Origin of the sequence: Sphingobacterium litopenaei, assembly GCF_014692495.1 — a bacterium.
Classification (GTDB): Bacteria; Bacteroidota; Bacteroidia; order Sphingobacteriales; family Sphingobacteriaceae; genus Sphingobacterium; species Sphingobacterium litopenaei.
The window spans coordinates 22,737-45,447 of sequence record NZ_JACOIJ010000025.1; the positions used below are offsets into that span (position 1 = coordinate 22,737).

Consider the following 22,711-nt stretch of genomic DNA (forward strand, 5'->3'; position numbering starts at 1 on the left):
TATGATAATTAGTAGATTTTTATATTTTTCGCATTTCGATTATCGGTCAACTTAACGATACAGCTCCCCTGTTGAGCGTCCCATGTCCAACTCGTCTCATTTTTCTTTATCGTTGACGTTTGATTATTGTCCGCTACAGCATAGGGTATGATCTTACCATCAATGGTGACTCCATTTGGCTCGCGTTCAAGATGATAGCTTAAGTAGAGCTGTCTTCCTTTGGCAGGTATGTAGCCTTTATCCTGGGGCTGAATCGCTGTTTCAAAATCTCCTTCTGCCAGGGTTGTGCAGGTAAAGCGTGTCGTAGCACCAATACCTTTGAGATAATCCTGTGTCTCACCATCGTCTTCATAAAGTTCAAATGTAGCGGACTCTCCTTCATAATTGGGGAAGATATGGATATAAAGCGGATGTGTTGGATCCTGGCCGATATATTGCATGATCGGCATCATGGGTACGATAGCACCTCTTTTGACAAACATCGGGATTCGGTTTAGAGGTGCGCGGTAGGCAATCTGCTGCCCCCCAAGGTATACCGTCTTTTTGTCATTAAAATCAATCCATTCGCCATCGGGCAGATAGAGTTTTTTGACCCGTTCGCCTTTTTTCAGCACAGGGGCCACAAGGATTTCCTGTCCAAACATAAACTGATCATTGATCCCAATAACCTGGTCGTCTAGTGGAAATTCCATAAACAAGCCCCTTAATATAGGTAGACCAGTCTGATGTGCTTTGTGCGCATAGGAATAGAGATATGGAAACAGTTGATATTTGAGTTCAATGGCTGTCTTGGCATTTTTTTCGGCGACCTCACCAAATAACCAGGGTTCGACCGCATTGTTGCCCTCGTGATGGGCGCGGCTCAATGGATTAAAAATACCAAATTGCATCCAACGTGTATACAGCTCTGCCATAGCAGGGTAATCTGTAATGTCTCCACAATAACCTGAAATGTCTGTCGTCCAAAACGGAATACCGCCAAGACCCGCCGATAATCCGACCGCAACCTGATTGGCCAATTGGCTCCAGCCTTCGGTCACCTCGGTCCCGCTGCCGCTATCGCCAGACCAGCCAAAGGTATAGCGCTGAAGTCCGGCATAAGCTGCGCGTGTCATCTGAAAGATCCGCTTGTTGGGATTATGCTTGTCAAACTGCTCTTTCACCACCTTATCCCAGGTAAGACCGTATACGTTGTGGATCTCGGCATGCATGCCTAACTGGTGTTGCATATGAAGTCTATCAACATCCTCTTCATTGCTCCAGGCAGGCTCCCCCATATCTGTCCAGAAACCACTAACACCATCGGCTAAGGGCTTCTGCTGGAGTTGCCCCCACCAGTCGGCCACAGATGGATTTGTAAAATCAACGACCCCACAATTACCACCCCATGGCCAAGGCATATCATAAGATGTACCCGTACGGCGGTCCTTGACAAAATATCCTTTTTGATGGGCCTCCTGCCACTGTCTTTTATTTGCTTGCGACACCACTGGATCTTGTGAGAGAATCATCTTAAATCCTTGATCATTCAGCTTTTTGAGCATTCCTTTGGGATCTTTATAATTTCCTTTACGCCAGTTGAAATCTTGCAGTTCCTGTGTCCAGCCAATATCCTGATAGATGATATCACAGGGAATTTCGCGCTTTCGAAATTCGGAAGCGATCTCCAAAGCCTGGTCTTCCCGTGTATAAAGTCCACGGCTCTGTGCAAAACCAAACGCCCACCTTGGTGGCATGATCGGTTTCCCAGTCAAAGCGATATATTGCTGTTGGATCTCTTTATAATCCTTCCCATAGATAAAATAGTAGATGAAGGGACCATCTGGTGCTTCAAAAGAATAGGATTCTGTACTGCTGGTTCCAAAGTCAAAAGCTGTTTTATAGGTATTGTCCAAAAAAATACCATAATGGTAGCTGCTCATGAAAAAAGGAATACTCTTATACAATGGATCTTCTTGACTGCTATAACAGGGTTTGTCGCTATTCCACATCTTGTAAGACCGGCCTCTTCGATTGAGCGGCCCAGTCTTTTCGCCTAGGCCAAAGAATTGCTCATCGGGACGCAGTACTTTATGTGCCACGGTTTTGGTGCCGCTCGTGCGGTGTCCAAGACTTTTATAATCACTGAAAACCAACTTTTGCCACTTATCGTAAATCAGCAACTGCATGGGATCCTTGTTGAGGCGGACACGCAGCTTTCCGGTGAAGATTTCGAAGCTTGCCGGTTCGTTATTCACCTTGATTTCACCGATGTCCTCAAGCTGTTCATGAACTACTGCAAAGGAAGCGTTCTTCCTTTGTAGTGTGCCGCTGGCATCATACCATATCCGAACAACAGAACTGCTGCAAAAATAAAACTCCAGCTTAGCACCGTCGCTGCAATTGAAAGTCACCTTTCGCCCCTCGATCTGATAATCTTGGCATTGTGTCGCTTTCATCACCTGCCCTGCTGCTCCATGAACGATGGAGATCAGGCAAAACAGCATCAAATAAAAAGATTTTAGTTTATGCATAATAGGTTTTTAATATTCGATCACAACCATGTCCCAATACTTGAGCCCCGGCAGATCGATGGTCAATTTATTTCCTGTCTGCGCTTTAGTAAGCGGAATAGCGACGCCCCCTTGCATATCGGGCGATGCAAACCATACTCGCTTGACAGTACGTGTCACGTCGAGCTTGATCTGTAGGCCATCGATACGGGAGGGTTCCTGTTGGGTCCCGTTGGTGTCGCGCCATTCCATAGTATTGGCATCCTTAAAATTGATCAAATGGATTACATCACGATTAGCAAAATGTCGCCCATAGCTTGTAATACTGCCTGATCTTGCTTTACCATTACTGATAGTCAAAGCGTTTGTACCGGTGACACTAAAGACCGCGGCTGTACCACCGTCTCGCAATACGTTTTGGTAGGCGACCATAAAGTCATAATATTGGATCAGCTTTTCCTTTGTTGTTCCTTTAAGCTGCAGGTTGTTATTTGCAAAATATTCATTGGTCAAATAATGTTCTCCCATTTCAAGGTGAGCCCCTCCATTGGCAAAAATGACCGCATTGGTCAGCAACACACCCGGCTCATTGACAAAGCCTGCCTGATTGGACTTAGCATAGTTCATATAAGCTGCTAATACGGTATTCTTATTGTAATTGCTAAAACGGTCATTGTCTTGAATAATTTTCACCAATTCATCGTATGATTTGTTGGGATCCCAAACTTCGGTATATAAAAAATCAACAGCAGATGGTGCTATCCCATACTCCTGACCGTATTGATTAACTGCATTCATCACATGATACTTGCCCGGAAAAGCCTTCTTTGACGCTGCGATGAACGGGGCGTAGCTCTGGTCTAGTTTCACTTCTTTGCCAGTATAGTCATATAGTTTTCCGCGGTCTCCCAACTGATCGATGTGATAGCCGTCAAAATTATAGACCGCAAATACATCTTGATGTCTTTTGTTAATATAGGTCTGCCAAGCCGAGTTGCTGGGATCAACCAAATAGATATTGCTTCGAAAGGGTGCATTCAACGGATGCATATCTTTCTCTTGATGTTGATTATCCTTAAAAAGGTACCATTGTTCGGATACCCCATCACTTGCCGCATTGGATAAAGCTCCATACAACAAGTTGTAGAACATCGCTTTCATTCCTTTATCATGAGCGGCCTGAATATAGCCATCAACGGTAGATTTGTAATTGGTCCGACCGATAAGATCCAGCCAGGAATCAGCTGGATTGGATACTGAACCGGCCAAAGGTTTATGTTGATCCATCTGCCAGTCATAAAACTGGATTCCATTGATATGGAAACGGTTGAGCGTTTCGACATTGCGTTGTATTGCCTGCTGATCAAGACGATCGTAATTGGATACAAATCCATACCGTGGAAACTTGCGCCAGTCGGAAGATACATCCACAGCTATGCTGTAGAGCGGCTTTTTAGTTGTATCATCAGTTTTAAAAAGATAGACCATGTAGCCCCGAAAGTCTGTCGTAGGTGGTGTCCAGGTCCAGCTCGACTGTGAAAGCGGCTCGTCTTTGATCAATTCGCCCAGATAGGTATAGGCGACACTCAAATTATTGTCGGAGATAGCAGCTGTAAATGTGATCTTTTCCCCAGGTTTATAAACAGCCTTATCCGTATTGATGACAGGTTTAAAATAGGTCTGCCCATAGGTGATCGGGTCTTTGTCAATATCGTAATAGTTGTTGCAGCTCGCGCTTAAAAGCATTCCGCCGGCAGCCAAAAGTCTAAATATTCGTTTCATCTGTAAATAATTTTATCACGCACTCAGAAGCTTATTATTTTCCTCCCTTTTGCCGATGGAGGAAAAAGCTTAAGATTGATTTATTGTTTGACAATTGTGACTGTTTCCTGTAGCTGATCCAGTGTGATACTGTAGGTACCCGCAGTGGTCACTTTCCACTTATTATCTGGATTAGAGCCAGACTTGCTAAAGATCATCTGCTCGGTCTGCGCTGACGGTGTCCTGCCATTTTGTGAGGCCAAAAACCATGCGCCATTCCAATCAGACTGTTTATCGCAACTGAACTTTAATTCGCCAGTTTTGAGTGTTCCAGACCAGGTAAACCTATGGGGTGTATCACCCTTGACCATTGGGGTTGCTGCGGCAATATCCCAACCATTAGGCGTCGCATCGCCCACAAGATAAATAGCCGGAAATGGTGTAAAAGGAGCAATGGTAATTTTATTGGCCCGTAGATCCAGCCTGATCTTATAGGTTCCTTTATTAATCCGCCATTTATAATCACTCTTATTTTCACTTTCGGACCACTTTACGACAGGTAGGTCTGTTCCAACGCCCTGTTGATCTGTCTCTGGGCGCAAAAAGACAACACTTGGATCAAAATCTGGCTTCGTTGCAATCTTAAACTCGTCTGCGTTATTACTAGAATTTAAGACGGCATGATAGGTAAAAATAAAAGGGTCATTCGGATCTTTCGCCATAGGCTGAAAGGACCAACCGGTAAAGCCACCCACAAACCACAATGCATCATACATAGCTCCTTCAATTTCAGTAATGGCAATAGATAGATCGATCAGATTGATTTTGACTTGGTATAAGCCAGATTTGGCAACAGTAAATGGAACATCATATGGATCTGACTCTGATTCACGATAATAGAGCTTTTCATTGCTTGTTCCTTTATTGTACGAAGGTGTAAAATCGCCCAAAGTGCTGATAAACTTAAACTCGCCCGGGCTCAATACGCCTTGCCATATAAAGGCTCCCGGTGTACCCTGTATCTGATTCATCTTGCTTGCTTTATGTGCATCCCAGCCATTGCTGGTAGCACTACCCAACATGTAGAGGGTTTCGGTGATCGGCCTATAGGTTTTGACCTTTAAACTAAGGATTTGAGACAGCTGTGTTGCGCTTTGTCCGTCTTGGAGCTCTGCCGTGACACGAGCTTCCAGCTGTGCTCCGCTTCCTGCTGTGATGCCAAGCTTTTCAATTAACAATTGATTAAAATCTTTGGTAACATATCTTTGTGACCGCAATCCTTTCTCAAAAGTACTGCTAATGGAAGGCTTAAAATCCTTACCTTTTTCACCGATTTCAAGGGTATACTTGATGGCTGCATTCGTTCCAAAATTAGAACCCGAAGTCCAGTCAAATACGACAGCTTCCTGTTCCGGTGCGGCAACATTCAATACAATATCTGATGTTGAGACACTGAGTTCTAAGGGACCATCGGGATAGATGATATTGCCAAAATCGTCTTTGCAGGACTGACAGAACAAGGACGAAATCAAGATCAAATTGATAATATAATATAGTCTTTTCATCTTTTTGAATTTGTTAGTTGGTTAATTACCAAAGGGATTTAATAACCAGGATTCTGCTTCAAATTTGGATTGGCGTCAATCTCAACTTGAGGAATGGGTAACAACAAATGTTTTGCGGTCGCATTGAGCTTGCCGATGCTGTGCAGAAAACTAAGCGCATACTGTCCATTGTCCCAGCGAATCATATCAAACCAGCGTTGTCCTTCAAAAGCAAGTTCTATTCTTCTTTCGTGACGGATTTTTTCACGCATATCAGCTTGGGAAAGTCCTGTAATTGACTTTTTGTCGGTCAAACCTGCTCGTTGTCGCACCAAATACAGGGGATCCACCGCCTGAGCCGTATTGCCGAGTTCATTGAGTGCCTCAGCCTTCATCAATAGCACGTCTGCATAACGTAACACAACGATATTGGCTGCATTGGTATTGTAATCGGGTGAAATGGACAATGGAACCAAAAATTTGCGCACGTTATATCCTGTGGACGACATATTGGATTTGTAGGCCTTACCGTCGAAAAGTGGTCCGCCTTCATACAAAACAGTTTTATCTTTGCGCAAGTCTCCAGTTTCGTATTGGGAGACAAACTCAGCTGTTGGCTGATTCCAGCCGTAGCCGCCGCCCACCCAGCCCGAATTGCGTGGTCCCATATAGGTGCTCAGCCAGTTTGCCTGATTTTCATCGTCCCAAAATCCGGCCTTGGTAAGTCCATAATATTGTACTTCAAAGAGCGATTCGGCTGTATTTTTATGACGAGGCTCCCCCCCAAAACAATCACTATAGTCTGCATTAAGCACATAGCCCAGCGACTCGACTTGATTGCATTGATCAATGCACAACTGATATTGTTTTAGCGTGAGGTAAACTTTTGCCAAAAGGCCTGCCGCAGCTCCTTTACTGACGCGTCCCTTATCCTGATCGGCATATTCCTCACGACGTGGTAACAGTGTAATGGCTTCCTTAAGGTCTGGTACTATAACTTCATTATAGATGCGTTCTTTGCTCACGCGAGCCGGTTTAAGATCATCTCCGGGTTTTGTAGGTACCAATGAAAGTGGCACATCGCCAAACAGCTGAACCAAAATAAAATAATAGTTCGCACGGAGGAATTTGGCTTCCCCGATCAATCTGTTTTTCAATTGGAGATCTATATCCATCGAAGGGACATTTTCCAAGACGGTATTACAATATAAAATACCAGGATTGGGCCCACGCCAAAGATCAACCGCCGAGAAATTGTCGGGGCCAGTGGAAAAATTGGACAGTTGGATCGTTTCTATTCCGTCATCGCCACCACCTGCGCCCACGGCACTATTCCCGGCCATAATGTCTAATGACCATATCCGCATATTGTATAACTTGGGTCGTTGGAGTGGCTGATATGCCGCATTGATCATTGCAACAGCAGCGGAAGCATCCTTGACGGATTCGGCACTGGGATCCTCAAGAGGTTCTTTATCCAAAAATTTTGAACATGAGCCCAACCAAAGGGGCATCGCCGCAAGAGCCATATAAAATATTTTTTTCATCATCATGAGTCTAATTGGTTAAAATCTAAGGTCCAATCCCAAGCTAAAGTTTTTTGTGATCGGGTAATTACTATTATCAACACCTCCTATCACTTCAGGATCGAAGCCAGAATACTTGGTCCAGGTGAACAAATTCTGTCCTGAAAAATAAAACCGCAACCGCCCTGCATGCAGACGTTTGGCTACAGCCTCAGGCAAGCTATAACCTACGGTCAGATTTTTCAGACGCAGGTATTTTCCCTGCTCTATAAAACGATCTGAATTACGTGTATTTTTATTGGGGTCGCTGTAAATCGCTCTGGGCACCTCGTTACTTGTTCCCTCCGCAGTCCAACGATCAAGAACTTTAGTCGTCTGATTTCGAATCGTATACATACCCTCCAGGGTAACCCTATTGGCGTTATAGATCTGGTTTCCGGATACCCCTTGAAAGAATACTTCAAGATCTATATTTTTATAGGACAACTTATTATTCATGGCAAAACTCCAACTTGGTGTTGGATTACCTAAATAGGTACGATCATAGTCATTGACGACTCCATCTTTATTGATGTCCCTAAATTTGATATCGCCGGGTGCCGTACTATTGGCTGGATCTGCCCCTTGGTATTGATAAGCATAACTATTCACTTCGGCCCAGTTCTGAAAAATACCATTGGTCAAATAGCCATAAAATGATCCAACAGGCTGTCCAATGGTATGGGACTGATAACCATAGTAAATAGGTACATCGCCATCAAGTCTAACGACCTTATTTCTATTATAGGAGATATTGAAATCGGTATTCCACATCAGTTCTCCTTTTAGGTTTTTGCTACGTAAACTCAATTCCCAACCCTTGTTTTCTACCTCTCCAGCATTGATCATTGGCGTATAGCTGTCTGAATATCCTGTCGTAATGGGCACGCTCATCTTGACAAGCATATCTGAAGTTTTTTTGATGTAAGCATCCATCGTCAACTGGATCCTGTTTTTGAAAAAACTTGCATCAATTCCAACATTCTGTTGTTTGATCGTTTCCCAGCGTATGCCTGGGTTAGGCATAACGAGTGGGTACAATGTCGAAACGGGAATACCATTGAAAACATATTGACCAGTTTTTAAGCGAGCGGATGCAGCATAGTTGTCCAACACGGCCTGATTACCAGTAACTCCATAACCGATACGGAGTTTAACATCACTCCAAAAATCATTTTTGTTAAAAAAAGACTCTTCAGAGATACGCCAGGCGGCAGAAAAAGAAGGAAAAGTCCCCCAACGGTTGGCCGTAGTAATTCTTGATGTACCATCACGACGTACAGTGGCAGTAAGGAGATAGCGATTTTTAAACGTATAATTGGCGCGTCCGAAGAATGACAATAGCGCCCATTCGTTGCGGCTCCCACCTACGGTTGGATCTAACAAACCATTGTTTAACTGGTTATTATTGTCGGAAAGAAACTCCTTGATGCTTCCATTCATGTAATTATAATCATTGTTTTGCGCACTAGATCCTAACATCACATTGACTTCGTGTCCCCCCTCGAAAGTATTTGCATAAGTAAGGGTATTGTCCCACAAATAGGTGAGGCTCTTGTTGAAGCTTTCACTCCGATAGGAATTAGGAACGGGGATCGGTTTCCAATTGTATTTAGGCGAAAAGGTCATATTGTCCCAAGCCTTATAATCGAGGCCAAACAAAGTTTTGAAGGTGAAATGATTCAAGAAACTTGCTTCCGCATAGATATTTCCAAGAAGATTATAGCCTTTCGTTGTATTTTGTTCAAGCATGGCAGTACCGATTGGATTGCGCAGGTCGCCATAGAATATAGCTTCATTTCCAGGACCTGAATAGGTGCCGTCTTCATTGAAAATTGGTTGTGTGGGCAATGAGGCCAACGTATTCAATACGCTATAGGAACCACTGTGTTTTACATCATGGCTTAGCGTGAGCGTATTGCCCAATTTGAGCCATGCTGTCTGTTTAGCTTCATTGTTAAACTGAAAATTATACCGTTTGTAATCGGTGTTTTTCACGATGCCATCCTGATTGAGTATGCCAGCAGAGACGTAGTATGTATTCTTTTCGCCACCACCATCATAACTAAGGGCATAATTAGCTAATTTACCTGTCTGTAAGAGTGCATCTAACCAATCTGTTCCTCGGCCAAGCAATGTAGGATCGGCAAAATCGGGTCGTTGACGGTTATTGTTGTTGGCCATCATCTCATTGTGCAGCGATGCAAACTGTTGTGCATTCAGCATTTTGGGCAAACTCGTTGCCTGCTGAATCGCATAATTGGCACTTGCCGCAATACTGCCTTTATTTTTATTGCCCTTTTTTGTTGAAATCAGTACAACACCATTGGCTCCTCTGGAACCATAAATGGCAGTAGCAGAAGCATCCTTGAGGATATCGATTGTCTCCACATCATTTGGATTGAGCGCATTGAGAGACAGATCCGTTGGAACGCCATCAATCACTAACAATGGTGCACTATTGTTGATTGACCCCAGACCTCGGATCTGTATGGATACATTGCTTCCGGGCGCACCTGAGTTGATAACCTGTACACCAGAGGCACGTCCTTGAAGTGCTTCGCCAACATTTGCCACAGGCTTATCTTTCATTGCCTCGGCACCCACAGAGGCTAAAGAACCCGTCAGATCTTTCTTTTTAACGGTCCCATATCCGATAACAACCACTTCGTCAAGTGCAGTGTTATCCTTGACTAGTATAATATCATAAATTGATGCATTGTCGACCTTTACTTCCTGAGTCTTGTAGCCGATATAGGAGATGCTCAAAACTGAACCATGTGCAACGGTCATTTTAAAATGGCCATTTCGATCTGTCTGTACTTGCTGGGTTGTCCCCTTGTTGCTGACAGAAACGGCTTCAATAGCTAGCTTGTTTTCGTCTTTAACAGTACCCTGAATCTCCCTTTGCTGTGCAAATGAATTTAAACAGATTAAAATCATTAAAAGCATGAGAATGGGATACGTAAAACGTAATCGCCCCTGGTTTTTCATAAAATTTGATTTTTACGTATTGCTTATAATTGTTATTTAATTTCGATTTGAAACTAGTGTCAAATCGCCCCCTAATTGGTTTATCCAAAAATAAGAGGATCAAAGAGCAGATAAAAGAGGTGTATCGCCGAATATAGAAACAACAAAAATGTAAAAATCTAAAAAACAGAATATTACATCAAATACAACAAAGAAATATATAGAAGATTAGGTCAATAATTTAGGGCTTTTCGACCTATTTTTGTGACCAATTCATCAAAATCTTCGCGCGGGACGGCAGCTTTATTTCTGAATTTGGTCCGGTAGGTATAAATGGTATTCGTTGAATAGTGCAAGAAACGGGCTATCTTTGCGCTGTCTGTAATACCCAAACGTATCAATGCAAAAATACGGAGTTCCGGGCTCAGTACTTCATTTGGCTTCAAGACAACTTGCATATCTGGGACTAACAGTGCATTGAAATCTTCCACAAAGTTCGGATACAAGTGCAAAAATACATGATCAAAAGTGGCGTATAATTCTCTTACTTCATGGTCGATCATATCGCGTGATTTAAGCATCTGCTTGAGCTCTTCGATCTTCTTGGCCATGACCATCTTGTTGAGCGAAATCTGGTATTTTTCGAGCTTATCAATATATAAGGAACATAAGTTTAGGAACTCACCGATATAGGCTTCTTTGATGTGATTGGTTTCTGCCAACTCGCTATTCATAGATAGCACTTCGCTATTGGTGGTATGAAGTTCGTCATTAGCTGTATTCAATTGCTGATTGAGCACCTGCAATTTTTGATTGAGTTCGAAGAGCTCTCTACGGACGCGATTTACCCGCTTCATCTGCCTGTATATCAAAATAACTGCTATAATGAGGCACAGCGATAGCATACTGACAATCGCTAGAAAGATTGTCAATTTTGACTTTTGTTGTAATTCATTTTCTTGATAAGCAGAGTTTATGATCGGAAAGATCTGCGAAGCTTCATAGGTCCGGAAACGGGCATTACAAAATATAGCATCCTCCATTGATGATTTGATACATCTATAGGCCTCTTCAATATGGTTTGATTTATACAATAAGGTCGCTAATGCCTGCATTGAGGCATTCTCCTTGATGGCATTTTTAATATCACTAATCGCGGATAGCGTCAAATATTTGCGTTGAAGGTCAACATTTCCTTCCTTTTCATAGATATTAGCCAAGGCATAACATAAGATGGCATGTTCATGATCCTCTTTTCGGGAAAGATCAAGCATATACATCAACGTCTTTTTCGCGTCCTCAAATTTCCCTTCATCATGGAGCTTTTCGGCATAAACAATACGGTATTGACTACTTTTCGTGTCCAGTTCACTTAAGAGCGAATCGCGATAGCGATCACTCCGAATGGCATACTGCCGATCGTCGGTATTTGAAAATGAATAAAATTTATAGAGCCTTTTCCACGCATCGTAATACTTGATCAACAGTTCTCTAGGAAGCTTGCTCTTCTCCGCAGTGACCAATATCTTATAGGCATCAATATACATACCTGCTGTGAAGTAAAATGAAGCAAGGTCCAGATTACTCTCATTGACTTGAAAGGAATCGCCGCTCTTTTGTGCTAACTTTACATTTCCCCTGGCATATATAATCGCAGAATCTAGTTTATATGAAGCATATTCCTGGTAAAGGAGCTTATTTAATTCGTATTGTCCGGAAGCGTTATTTGTTGATTTCTGAAGCTGTCGTACCAAATCCTCTATTCTCGCTTCTTTGATGGCCATAAACTCTTCCTTTTTATCGACCATCTGAAGCAGCTGTATCAACGAAGTATCCTGTCCGGTTCCTGCTTTACAAAGGATAACCGATATGACAATCAACAGGACACATACGACACGTCTATACATGATACTTTAAACCAAAAGTGACAAAACACAATAGTAACATTTTCTTTTCCAATAACAAAACTTGCATATATTCTATATTTGGGAAATATGAATAGAATTTAAGAAAAAATTTAATATGCTCCCACATAAAACTGATAAAAGCAAATTTATGTCTTCTATAATTGGCCAATATTCGGCTTCTTGTCCTTTATCCAGCTAATTTTTAGATTTATTTTGAAACTTAGGTTAGAAACCGAGAATTTAAATGGTGCTAGATTTGAATCCTACCAATAATCTAGTTTGTATATAAAATAATAATGATAGGTTATATGCCTATTTTTATTCAGCACTTGACAAATTATTTGGTGAAGGGGTACCGAGATAATTTTCAAATATTTCAATAATTAGCCTCAAAGCCAACAAGTCAACACAACAGATACTTAAATAATAAGAATTTTGGTAAATTGTCAAAGCATACCTTAAGAGTGAATTATCCATTCTTTCTTATGGTGAAGGTTTTCATCAATACGACAAGGATTCATTGCAGCTATAAGCATAAAACGTGCTGGGTAATCTACCGTAAATTTGGAACGTGAAATCGTAATGCTTTGTGATTCTAGAGGCTGACGCATTACTTCCAATACTGTTCTTTTGAATTCGGGCAATTCATCCAAAAATAAAACTCCATTATGTGCTAAGGATATTTCTCCAGGTTGCGGATGAGTTCCTCCGCCAACCAAAGCAACGTCAGAAATGGTATGATGAGGAGTTCTAAAAGGTCTAGTGGTCATGAGGGATTCTGCTGTGGGCAATGTTCCGGCAACAGAATGAATCTTTGTTGTTTCTAATGATTCTTCAACTGTAAGAGGTGGTAAAATAGTGGGTAGCCTTTTAGCAAGCATGGTTTTTCCTGCTCCTGGAGGGCCTATCAAAATGACATTATGTCCCCCAGCTGCTGCTATTTCTAAAGCTCTTTTTATATTTTCTTGTCCTTTTACATCGGAAAAATCTACTTCATAACTGTTGATATTTTTTTCAAATTCCTCATTGATATTGACGTAAGTCGGAGCTATCGTTATTTTTCTTTCAAAAAAGTCAACGACATCATTCAAGTTATCGATTCCATAGATCTCCATGTCTGCAACGATAGCTGCTTCTTTCGCATTTACAGAAGGAAGAATAATTCCCTTAAAGCCATCTTTTTTGGCTTGAACTGCTATTGGTAAAGCCCCTTTTATAGGCTGCACTGCACCGTCCAAAGACAATTCTCCTAAGATTATAAATTTATCTAATTCTTCTGTGGTGAGCTGATTTGATGAGGCTAGAATTCCAATTGCTATAGAAAGATCATACGATGATCCTTCCTTACGAATATCAGCGGGTGCAAGATTGACTACTATCTTTTGTCTTGGCATACGATAGCCTATGGATATTATTGCACTTTCTATACGCTGTAGACTTTCTTTAACGGCGTTGTCTGGTAAACCTACTATATAATATTTAGTTCATGTAGACTCGTTTACTTCTACCGTAATTGTAGTCGCCTCGATACCGTAAACGACACTTCCGAAAGTCTTTACTAGCATAGTGTGAAAAATTGGTTAATTAAATTTAAAGAAAATTTTTTGCATAAAAATTCTTTTTATAGGTTCGTTTGGTCTTGTTTTTGATGAATTGTAATAAATACCTTATTTTGACGTAGCCCACAAAAAATATTTTTATTTTTAAACGTTTTGGCACTTTTAGTGTTTATATAGTAAGTGATTTATTAAAATTTAATACAACGGAATAATGAAAGACAGCGGAAAAGTAGTTACAGCATTATTAGCTGGTTTAGCAGCAGGTGCAGTTTTAGGTTTATTGTTTGCACCAGAAAAAGGATCAGAGACTCGTGATAAAATCAATGATTCGTTATCAGATTTGGCTGATGCAATTAAAGAGCGTGCGGAGCAACAAATTGATCAATTAAATGAATTGAAAGAGAAAGTATTAGCTTCGGTAAAATCAAAAGCTCATCAAGTAGAATCGATTATCGATGATGAAATCGAAGAACACGCATAAATAAGATAAAGATATTTAATAATCGTACTGGCGAGGTAATCTATTCTCGCCAATAAATAAATAATGGATGGAAGAACAAAAATTTTCCTTTTCAGGTAGTTTTCAGAAGACCAAAGAATACCTTGATACGCAACTGGAAATATTAAAGCTTAAAGCTATTTCCAAGTCTTCTCGTATTATGGGAGCTATCATATTGGATGTTTCCAAATTGGGTTTGATTCTTATTGTTATTTTCTTTTGGTCATTAGCTTTAGGATTTTGGTTAGGTGAATTATTAGAAAGCAATTCTTTAGGATTTTTGGCTACAGGAGGGATATTTTTGATTATTCTATTAATTGTTAAGCTTTTAGAGCCTAAATTGGAAGCTAAATTCATGGACATTACCATTAAAAAGTTCTTAGGTAAATGGAATGAGGAAGAAGATTTTATTGCTGAAATGGAACGCGAAGAATCTCAGCAAAAGGAAACATATGAATCTCCTAAGGGTACAGCTACGGTAAAAGATATTTTTGAAAAGGAAGTTTGATCATGAGAGTAAATATTAATAATTCTGAAGAGCTTAAAAATGAGCTTTTGCGTCTTAATCGCTTGAGAAAGGAGCAGGAAGTTTACATAGGAGATCAATACCGACTTCTAAAAAATAAAGTACAGACTCCAGCTCGTGTTTTAGGTGCTGTTACTTCATCTGTACCAGGCGTAAGTTTGGTAAAGAGTTTATTTTCATCTTTTAGCAAATCTAAAACTTCGGAAGAGGTATTAGGGAATAAGTCCGATTGGCTTACAAAAGCTACGCAATTAGCGCTTCCTTTTTTGCTTAACAAAACATTACTCAAGAATAGTGGTTGGCTAAAAAAATCACTTGTGCTGCTAGCTTCAGAAGGTGCTGCTGGTCAGATTAATAAAGATAAGGTGAATAATTTTGTAGGCAGGATTGCAGATTACATTCGTCCTAAAAAATCTAAAAAGAAGCATAAAAATATACGAGGAATTGATGAACAGGATACTGCTAATTTTGGTATACCACCAGACAGCGAAACTTACTAATCTTTTATGTTAAAATATATAATCCCTTCGACTGAAGGGATTTTTTTATAATTAGAGATTGTTATTTCATTAGACTCCAGAAAATTTAAGCCCTAAATAGTTGAATAACTGAGAACATAAGGTTATTTTTGCGGCTTAATTCATGTTATGGGTAAGGATAAATTAAGAAAATTTGCGGAAGTGGCTACGTTTGAAAATGTAGTACAACTGGATGCAGGATTTGAATATAAGGGTCAATGGGCTTCAAAATTCTTTGGTAACGATAAACCAATTATTTTGGAGTTAGCCTGTGGAAAAGGCGAGTATACGGTTAATCTTGCGAAAATGTTCCCAGAACATAATTTCATCGGTATTGATTACAAAGGAAATCGTATTTGGCGCGGAGCGAAAACGGCCTTGGAAGAAGGAATCAAAAATGTTGGTTTTCTGCGTATTCAAATCGAAACAATATTAGAACATTTTGCAGAAAATGAAGTTTCTGAGATTTGGATTACTTTCCCAGATCCTCAACCTCAGGATAGTCGTGAGAAAAAACGTTTGACAAATCCTAAATTTTTGGAGCGTTATAAATTTATCCTGAAAGAAGATGGTATAATGCATTTGAAAACAGACAACGACGGCTTCTATGCGTATACATTGGAACAAATAGAGGCTTTAGGCTTGACTAAATTCAAAGAAACTACAGATTTGTACAAATCAAATTTAGTGGATGAAGTGCTTTCAATTAAAACCTATTACGAGCGCAAATATTTGGCGGTGGACAAGAATATCAATTATGTTCAATGGACATTCAAGAAATAAATGTAAAGAGCCTCGATAGGCTCTTTACATTTTATAATATTCTACAGAATGAGCGGTCAGGGCATTGTGCAATTCTAAATTATCATCGTCACTAGAAAATAATTTGTTCCGCCAAAAACGCTTTGGTGATTTCTTTTTAAAATGAATTACATAAAGATTTCCGCCTGAGCGTGTAAGACTTTGAATGTTGTCAATGTCTTCTATTTCATAAGTTTCGATTTTATTTTCGAATTGAATCGTCAGCACTTTATCTGATAAAGTCCAAATGGATTTATTCTTACTCCATTTCACCGATAAATAAAGTATAAGAGGAATAGTAAATAGAATCGAAATCACCTTTACAAGTTCGGATGCGGGAATTTGAGAAGATAAAACACCCCCTAGAATCAATAATGAAAAGAAACTAAGCATATATTTTCCCCGATGTAAGGTGTTGATTTCAAATGATTGCTTTATCATGGTGCAAAAGTAAAAATCAATTACACTCTAAATAGCGTAATGTTGGAGAATATTTCCATAATTAATTAAGAGCTTTTATTTCGCTAAAATCGCTTGGGATTTTGAACAAATTCACATCTCCATCAGGTTTTATCTGATAGGCTTGAATACCTATTCCTGATGTAGAAATTTCTAGCGCCGCTCCAGGAATATTTTTTAGGTAGGCATATTCGCCCCAATAAACTTGAGGGAGATCTTCGGTATACCATATATGAATAGTCGAAGTGTGATCTTCATTAACTATAATCTTTGCTAATTTGCACGTGTAACCTGCTATTTTCTTTTCTTGTCCATCAACAAATTTTATTGGCAATTCTGAAGCTAATTTTATTGAATCACCAAAATCCAAAAGCTTATCATTGAGACCATCTGTTTTGTAATATTCTTTGGTTTCGGGATATACAATGAAAGTTAATTGGTCAATCTTGTTATTGAGTTCATAAGTATTGCTGAAAAGACTAGTCTCTGCTCGTACAAAATGTTTATTTACCCAAATTTGCGTAAGAGGTTTTCCTTCTTCTTGAAAGGCTAAGGATTTAATTATCGCGGAAATAAATGACAATTGCGACTCATCAACTTGCTTGTTGTTCTGCTGCAAAATAGCTTCATCCACTAGGTATTTATAATCGATCTTGAACGTAGGATATTGTGAAAAGCTCGGAAGCGAGAATAAGAATAATAGTACGAGTGAGAAGATTCGCTTCATAAGAATATATTTGTTATCACAAATATGCGTAAAATACTTTTACACAATCATATAAATCGTATATGCATAAAAGGTCTGAAATAATTCAGACCTTTCTAGTATCATTAACTTACGAGAAGTTTATATCCTCGTCCGTGAACATTCACAATTTCTACGCTTGTATCCTCTTTAAGATATTTACGAAGCTTACTTAAAAACACGTCCATACTACGACCAGTGAAGTAATTATCATCATGCCATATTTTTTTCAGCGCTTCCTCACGAGTCAATACATCATTTTTCTTTAGACACAAGAGACGTAACAACTCGGCTTCTTTTGTAGAAAGCTTTTGTTGCTGACCTTTATAAGAGATGATTTGACTTGTATAATCGAAGAAATAATTTCCTATCTCGAATTTATCTGCAAGTTCTTCTTCTTTATCTTTTGAAGCTCTTTTCAATAAAGCGTTGATACGCAACAGTAATTCTTCTACGCGAAAAGGTTTGGTAATGTAATCATCCCCACCAAGCTCAAAAGCTTGGGTTTTATCTTCCATCATTCCTTTTGCAGTTGCAAATATAATGGGTACAGTGCTATTTATCTTTCGAACTTCTTTGCCTAATGTGAAACCATCCTTTTTAGGCATCATGACATCAAATATGCATAAATCGAAATCATTCTTACGAAATTCTTCGATCGCTTTATCTCCATCTACGGATAATGTCACATCAAATTTCCCTTTGAGTTCTAGATAGTCTTTTAGTAGCTCACCTAGATTTGGGTCATCTTCTGCTAATAATATTTTTTGCATAAGTATATTTTTACTAAATCTTTATTTGCTTTTAAGCGGTAATATTACCTCAAAAGTTGTGCCTTTGTCTTTTTCACTTTTTACGGTGATTTTTCCGTCAAATCGTTTGATGATATCGCTCACATAGCTCAATCCAAGGCCGAATCCCTTTACATTGTGGACATTCCCCGTTGGAATACGATAGAATTGATCAAATATCTTCTCTTGTTGGTCTTTGGTCATTCCCATTCCTTTGTCTGAAACGGAAATTATTATTTTATTATTGGAATTATATGTTTTTACCGTAATATCAGGTGACTCCAGGCTATATTTAATAGCATTATCAACTAAATTAAACATTACATTTGATAGATGCAATTCATCGCCAATCACTAAATCCTTCTCTGCATACAATTCTTTAGTCAGTTTACCATTTACTTTGTCTATGCGTAAATACATACTATCTACGACATCTTCGACAATATTATTGAGATGAACATCAGTTTTCTCAATTTTTAGATCTTCTTTCTCCAGTTTCGCAATGTTCAATACTCGCTCAATATGGTTGCCTAGTCGGACATTTTCATCATAGATGATATTAGCAAGTCTGTTTACTCGCTTCTTGTCATCTGATATTTCTGGATCACGAAGTGATTCGCTGGCAATCATTATGGTAGCTACGGGAGTTTTGAATTCATGTGTCATGTTATTGATGAAATCCGTTTTCATCTCCGATATTTTTTTCTGTTTGAAAATAATGCTCAGAGTGTAAGCAAAACATCCAACCAAAAGAGCAAACAACGCGATTGTAGGTAAGAACAAGTAGCTTATATTTTTAGCTATTATATTCTTTTTGTTTGGAAAATAAATGGATAATCTTCCTCGAGATTCACCAATATCACCTTTAAATAGATCTGTAGTGTAGCGAGTTAACTTTTGAGGTTCTAATAATGTAGAAGGATCGGAAGTTTCATAGATCAATTTGAAATGATCACGAATCTCCATGTTAAACGGAGAATGAATATCCCTGCTGGATAATTCTTGTTGAATGAGCTGCTGAATCCTTCGTGTATTAATTCTTTTGTGTAGAGGCCTATTTGCCAGTTGAACACTCATGGCTACATCTTCGACCACACTAGCTTTTTTACCGCTAAGAATAGCGACAGAATCGAATAAGGTAGTAGGATTTGATTCGGCTAATAAATTCTCACGGATCCGATCAAGTTGACCAACCAAATCCGAAATTCTTCTATTGATCTTAACATCTTCTTTGGGAGGCAATGTTGCGATTTGATACCAGTTTACAAGACCTGTCAATAAGTCAAATTCCGAAATAACGTAACGTACGGAATCATCTTTTGCTGCAACTTTTGGTACTTGCCTGCTAGCAGATACGATTACATATGTGTTTGCAAGAGTGGTGCCTAATATCGGTTCTTGCTCTAATCTTATTTGGATAAACTTCCTGTTCGGTTTGATTTTATAATATGTTTCATAAAACCAGTTTTCGATTGGCGTAACATTTGGATATCTAGATTTTAACTCTTCATCCGCTTCTTTAAATTTTAAAAAGTTGGATTGTTGCTTTAATCTCAAACGATCTATCTCTTCTTGAATGCCAAGTTGTTGAGCTAGTTTTTGTTGTTTTTTCTGTTCAGCTATGTACTTGTCGCGATTGACCTTCGATTGTATTTTAGCAAAATCCAATACTTCCGATTTTTCAATTTCAGAAGCTACTTTTGAAAGGGAGGTGTTTACTTTTTCGTCAAAAAGCTGAGATTCTTGAAAGTATGTCTCTCGTATAAAATAATATTGCATCGCCATTACGCCTAGTAATGCAATGGACATCAACCAAATAATTAACGAGATGCTTTTTTTCTTCATTTTATACAAAAATAAGAATGATTGCTACTTAAACCTTTCATTTAACAGAATTTAACTTCAATGAATAAGGATTAATTGATAACTTTAATTGATTAGTAACTAGTATAATTATGAAATCATTAATACTATTCATTTTTTCTTTTGGATTCTGCATTTGTGCAAATGCACAAGAAGATAAGGAAAGCAACAATTCAAAAAATAAAAGATTTTCGATTCCTAACATATATGAAAAGCATTTGGATTCCTTACAAAAGTCTAAGCCTTTGAATTTGGAATCATATATTCAAAAAGATAGTAATGCTGTTTCCATTCCTAATGCTTATTCGAAACAAGAAAAGGTAATATATTCGATGCCCATTAAAAAAGTAAGTGGAAAGGGTTTAGCGCCCATGCCAGGAACAGAGAATTTAGATAAACTGGAAAATAGGCTTCTTCTTGATTCGTTGAAAACTAAGAAATAAATAAGGCGAGATTTTAAAATCTCGCCTTTGTTTTTATTGAACCACTGAAACGCGGATCGTATTTGTTTTCCCTTTTTTGTGTAGTGGAGTAGAAGCTGTGTTGATCACAATTTGTCCTGGATCAACCAATTGATTTTCTCTCAATAATTCGTTTACATCTTGGATAGTTCCGTCTGTACTTTCGAATTTTTTGTAGATGAATGTACTTACACCCCAAACTAAACTTAATTGATTTAATAATTTCGTATTACCAGTGAATACATAGATGTTTGTGTCTGGACGATAACTCGAAATTTCCATTGCAGTGTACCCAGAAGAAGTCATTACTACGATAGCCGAAGCTTTTGTTTTTTCTGCCAAGAAGATGGAAGAGCCGCAAATAGAGTCTTGAATGATAGTATCATCAGTAGATGAATCACTTTTTGCAATGTAGTAAGGGTAAGAAGTGGATTCAACGTGTGTAATGATTTTTGCCATCGTTTCGATAACGATTTCGGGAAATTCTCCAACAGAAGTTTCACCACTCAACATTACTGCATCAGCACCATCTAATACAGAGTTAGCAACGTCATTCACCTCTGCACGAGTAGGGCGAGGAGTTGTAATCATACTTTCTAACATTTGTGTAGCGATGATTACTGGTTTTGATAGGTTACGACATTTCTGAACGATGATTTTTTGAAGGCCAGGAACCTCTTCCATAGGCAATTCTACACCGAGGTCACCACGCGCTACCATTACAGCATCAGTAGCTTCGATGATGGCATCGATATTTTCGATAGCCTCAGGTTTTTCTATTTTCGCGATTACTTTTGCGTGGCTTCCTTTAGCAGCGATGATTTCTTTACATTGTTTGATATCTTCAGCGGAGCGAACGAATGACATTGCAATCCAGTCTGCGCCGTGATCCAAAGCAAAGTTTAAATTATCTAAATCTTCTTCGGTCAATGAAGGGATAGAAACTTTTGTATTTGGTAAGTTCACACCTTTACGTGAAGTCAAAATACCGCCATGAACGACTTCACATACTACAGAATCTTTGTGGTTAGTCGATAGTACGCGCAATTGCAATTTACCATCGTCTAATAATATAATTTCGTTTTCTTTTACGTCATTAGGGAAGTTTTCATAAGTGATGTATACTCTTTTTTCATCACCTATCAATTCTTCGGTAGTCATTTCGATTTGGGAACCATTCACAAGGATTGCACCGCCTTCTTTCATTTTACCGATACGGATTTTTGGTCCTTGAAGATCGGCTAAGATTGCTACGTGAAAAGGATGTTCTTCGTTGATTTCTTTAATAGTGTTGATTACTTTTAAATGGTCATCTTGGCTACCGTGCGAAAAATTTAGTCTACAAACATCTACACCTTTTGCAATCAAGCGAGTTAAAACCTCTTTGTCTGCGGATGCAGGGCCTAGTGTTGCAACTATTTTAGTTCTTTTTTGAATTTTCTTCATTTGAGTTCTATTCTTTATTAAAAATCACACCCTTGTCTTATAATTGTTAACGAAAGGATGCAGTATTTAGGCATAATTATTTTGTCTTTTTTCAGAGTGTAAAATGTACACTTTGTAAAGAATTTGCTAAAATATTAGATTTTCTTTAGATTTCAATGATGTTGGCTCAATTTCTTTTACCAACATTATCTCATTAATTGATTTTAAGTTGTCAACTAGCTTATTCAAATCTTCTGTGTCAATATAATGTTTAATCAACATGAAATAATCGAAATTAGGTATTTCAGGTATTAAAACGCCATTTTCCAAGCTTTTATTGTTGATGATATAGTATTCAAATTCAAAATGTTCGCAACAATATCGATACATTGGAAAATGATGAGTAATAATGCTATTTTTATTTTTTTCTGCAATGATGTGATAGTCTAATTCTTCCTGAGATTTAGATTTTAAGTTTCCATTATGATCAATAGGAGATTCTTTTCCGAATTGGAATTGAAGACCTGTGCGTTTATTTATAAAATGACAAAGTCTGTAATCTCTCAAGGAGGAGCTAATACCTATTAAGGTAAAATCTAGCTCTAAGTCGAAGTCAAGATCAAGTTTGAAAGTAACTTTGTTCAAAATTTTAGCTTAATATATTTGTTATACGAAAATACAATAATTAATACGCATAAAGGAATTTTAAACGGTTTAAATTCAAACTTTTTTTGCTATTACTTGTTGGAATTAGTATTATTGAGTATAATATTATTAATAAAAAGATACGGCTTAAACGTACTGTAACAAGGATGACGTTCT

Annotated in this window: 17 protein-coding genes and 1 pseudogene; 5 read left to right on the plus strand and 13 right to left on the minus strand. The window is 38.7% G+C overall.

The annotated features are described in order from the left end of the window. Positions 1–8: 8 nt before the first annotated feature. From H8B04_RS12340 to H8B04_RS12370, 7 genes and pseudogenes are all read right to left on the minus strand, one after another. A complete protein-coding gene (locus H8B04_RS12340; RefSeq protein WP_223815410.1) occupies positions 9–2,513 on the minus strand; it encodes a glycoside hydrolase family 31 protein in 2,505 nt (834 codons plus the stop codon). Between the two features lie 9 nt (positions 2,514–2,522). Continuing rightward, positions 2,523–4,274 carry an endo-dextranase gene (locus H8B04_RS12345; RefSeq protein ID WP_190302554.1) on the minus strand — a complete coding sequence of 584 codons (1,752 nt, stop codon included), beginning with the start codon at positions 4,272–4,274 and terminating at the stop codon, positions 2,523–2,525. 80 nt (positions 4,275–4,354) lie between these two features. Continuing rightward, positions 4,355–5,818: a SusF/SusE family outer membrane protein gene (locus H8B04_RS12350; protein ID WP_190302555.1), complete on the minus strand. Its 1,464-nt coding sequence runs from the start codon at positions 5,816–5,818 to the stop codon at positions 4,355–4,357. Positions 5,819–5,856: 38 nt separating this feature from the next. Continuing rightward, positions 5,857–7,350 (minus strand): RagB/SusD family nutrient uptake outer membrane protein, encoded by a 1,494-nt coding sequence (locus H8B04_RS12355; RefSeq protein WP_223815411.1) that lies wholly within the window; start codon positions 7,348–7,350, stop codon positions 5,857–5,859. A gap of 12 nt (positions 7,351–7,362) precedes the next feature. Next, on the minus strand, positions 7,363–10,356 hold the full coding sequence (locus H8B04_RS12360) for a SusC/RagA family TonB-linked outer membrane protein (RefSeq protein ID WP_190302556.1): 2,994 nt from the start codon (positions 10,354–10,356) through the stop codon (positions 7,363–7,365). 212 nt (positions 10,357–10,568) lie between these two features. After that, positions 10,569–12,119, minus strand: coding sequence for a DUF6377 domain-containing protein (locus H8B04_RS12365; protein WP_190302557.1), 1,551 nt, complete (start codon positions 12,117–12,119; stop codon positions 10,569–10,571). Between the two features lie 593 nt (positions 12,120–12,712). Beyond that, positions 12,713–13,807: pseudogene (locus H8B04_RS12370) on the minus strand (YifB family Mg chelatase-like AAA ATPase); the annotation flags it as partial. 205 nt (positions 13,808–14,012) lie between these two features. On the opposite strand from H8B04_RS12370, the gene H8B04_RS12375 reads away from it, so the two are divergent. From H8B04_RS12375 to trmB, 4 genes are all read left to right on the plus strand, one after another. After that, complete coding sequence (locus tag H8B04_RS12375) at positions 14,013–14,282, plus strand: YtxH domain-containing protein (RefSeq protein WP_190302558.1); 270 nt, start codon at positions 14,013–14,015, stop codon at positions 14,280–14,282. A 67-nt stretch (positions 14,283–14,349) separates the two neighbouring features. Next, positions 14,350–14,808: a hypothetical protein gene (locus H8B04_RS12380; protein WP_165291733.1), complete on the plus strand. Its 459-nt coding sequence runs from the start codon at positions 14,350–14,352 to the stop codon at positions 14,806–14,808. A gap of 2 nt (positions 14,809–14,810) precedes the next feature. After that, complete coding sequence (locus H8B04_RS12385; RefSeq protein ID WP_165291734.1) at positions 14,811–15,326, plus strand: hypothetical protein; 516 nt, start codon at positions 14,811–14,813, stop codon at positions 15,324–15,326. 147 nt (positions 15,327–15,473) lie between these two features. Then, positions 15,474–16,127 (plus strand): tRNA (guanosine(46)-N7)-methyltransferase TrmB, encoded by a 654-nt coding sequence (gene trmB, locus H8B04_RS12390; RefSeq protein ID WP_165291735.1) that lies wholly within the window; start codon positions 15,474–15,476, stop codon positions 16,125–16,127. Between the two features lie 24 nt (positions 16,128–16,151). On the opposite strand, the gene H8B04_RS12395 is transcribed toward trmB, so the two are convergent. The 4 genes from H8B04_RS12395 to H8B04_RS12410 form a co-directional block, all read right to left on the minus strand. Continuing rightward, positions 16,152–16,586 (minus strand): hypothetical protein, encoded by a 435-nt coding sequence (locus H8B04_RS12395; RefSeq protein ID WP_190302559.1) that lies wholly within the window; start codon positions 16,584–16,586, stop codon positions 16,152–16,154. Between the two features lie 61 nt (positions 16,587–16,647). After that, on the minus strand, positions 16,648–17,331 hold the full coding sequence (locus tag H8B04_RS12400) for a hypothetical protein (RefSeq protein ID WP_190302560.1): 684 nt from the start codon (positions 17,329–17,331) through the stop codon (positions 16,648–16,650). Between the two features lie 104 nt (positions 17,332–17,435). Further along, positions 17,436–18,122, minus strand: a complete 687-nt coding sequence (locus H8B04_RS12405) for a response regulator transcription factor (protein WP_190302561.1) — start codon at positions 18,120–18,122, stop codon at positions 17,436–17,438. Between the two features lie 21 nt (positions 18,123–18,143). Continuing rightward, entirely contained in the window at positions 18,144–19,985 is a 1,842-nt protein-coding gene (locus tag H8B04_RS12410) for a sensor histidine kinase (RefSeq protein ID WP_165291739.1), read from the minus strand. 110 nt (positions 19,986–20,095) lie between these two features. On the opposite strand from H8B04_RS12410, the gene H8B04_RS12415 reads away from it, so the two are divergent. After that, positions 20,096–20,446 carry a hypothetical protein gene (locus tag H8B04_RS12415; RefSeq protein ID WP_190302562.1) on the plus strand — a complete coding sequence of 117 codons (351 nt, stop codon included), beginning with the start codon at positions 20,096–20,098 and terminating at the stop codon, positions 20,444–20,446. Between the two features lie 33 nt (positions 20,447–20,479). On the opposite strand, the gene pyk is transcribed toward H8B04_RS12415, so the two are convergent. After that, on the minus strand, positions 20,480–21,910 hold the full coding sequence (gene pyk, locus H8B04_RS12420) for a pyruvate kinase (RefSeq protein WP_165291741.1): 1,431 nt from the start codon (positions 21,908–21,910) through the stop codon (positions 20,480–20,482). A gap of 126 nt (positions 21,911–22,036) precedes the next feature. Then, on the minus strand, positions 22,037–22,534 hold the full coding sequence (locus tag H8B04_RS12425) for an IPExxxVDY family protein (RefSeq protein WP_190302563.1): 498 nt from the start codon (positions 22,532–22,534) through the stop codon (positions 22,037–22,039). Positions 22,535–22,711 lie beyond the last annotated feature (177 nt).

Bases quoted from the DNA above. Each gene is read 5' to 3' on its own strand.
- H8B04_RS12340 (WP_223815410.1), bottom strand. From the start codon at position 2,513: ATGCATAAACTAAAATCTTTTTATTTGATGCTGTTTTGCCTGATCTCC.
- H8B04_RS12345 (WP_190302554.1), bottom strand. From the start codon at position 4,274: ATGAAACGAATATTTAGACTTTTGGCTGCCGGCGGAATGCTTTTAAGC.
- H8B04_RS12350 (WP_190302555.1), bottom strand. From the start codon at position 5,818: ATGAAAAGACTATATTATATTATCAATTTGATCTTGATTTCGTCCTTG.
- H8B04_RS12355 (WP_223815411.1), bottom strand. From the start codon at position 7,350: ATGATGATGAAAAAAATATTTTATATGGCTCTTGCGGCGATGCCCCTT.
- H8B04_RS12360 (WP_190302556.1), bottom strand. From the start codon at position 10,356: ATGAAAAACCAGGGGCGATTACGTTTTACGTATCCCATTCTCATGCTT.
- H8B04_RS12365 (WP_190302557.1), bottom strand. From the start codon at position 12,119: ATGGCCATCAAAGAAGCGAGAATAGAGGATTTGGTACGACAGCTTCAG.
- H8B04_RS12375 (WP_190302558.1), top strand. From the start codon at position 14,013: ATGAAAGACAGCGGAAAAGTAGTTACAGCATTATTAGCTGGTTTAGCA.
- H8B04_RS12380 (WP_165291733.1), top strand. From the start codon at position 14,350: ATGGAAGAACAAAAATTTTCCTTTTCAGGTAGTTTTCAGAAGACCAAA.
- H8B04_RS12385 (WP_165291734.1), top strand. From the start codon at position 14,811: ATGAGAGTAAATATTAATAATTCTGAAGAGCTTAAAAATGAGCTTTTG.
- trmB (WP_165291735.1), top strand. From the start codon at position 15,474: ATGGGTAAGGATAAATTAAGAAAATTTGCGGAAGTGGCTACGTTTGAA.
- H8B04_RS12395 (WP_190302559.1), bottom strand. From the start codon at position 16,586: ATGATAAAGCAATCATTTGAAATCAACACCTTACATCGGGGAAAATAT.
- H8B04_RS12400 (WP_190302560.1), bottom strand. From the start codon at position 17,331: ATGAAGCGAATCTTCTCACTCGTACTATTATTCTTATTCTCGCTTCCG.
- H8B04_RS12405 (WP_190302561.1), bottom strand. From the start codon at position 18,122: ATGCAAAAAATATTATTAGCAGAAGATGACCCAAATCTAGGTGAGCTA.
- H8B04_RS12410 (WP_165291739.1), bottom strand. From the start codon at position 19,985: ATGAAGAAAAAAAGCATCTCGTTAATTATTTGGTTGATGTCCATTGCA.
- H8B04_RS12415 (WP_190302562.1), top strand. From the start codon at position 20,096: ATGAAATCATTAATACTATTCATTTTTTCTTTTGGATTCTGCATTTGT.
- pyk (WP_165291741.1), bottom strand. From the start codon at position 21,910: ATGAAGAAAATTCAAAAAAGAACTAAAATAGTTGCAACACTAGGCCCT.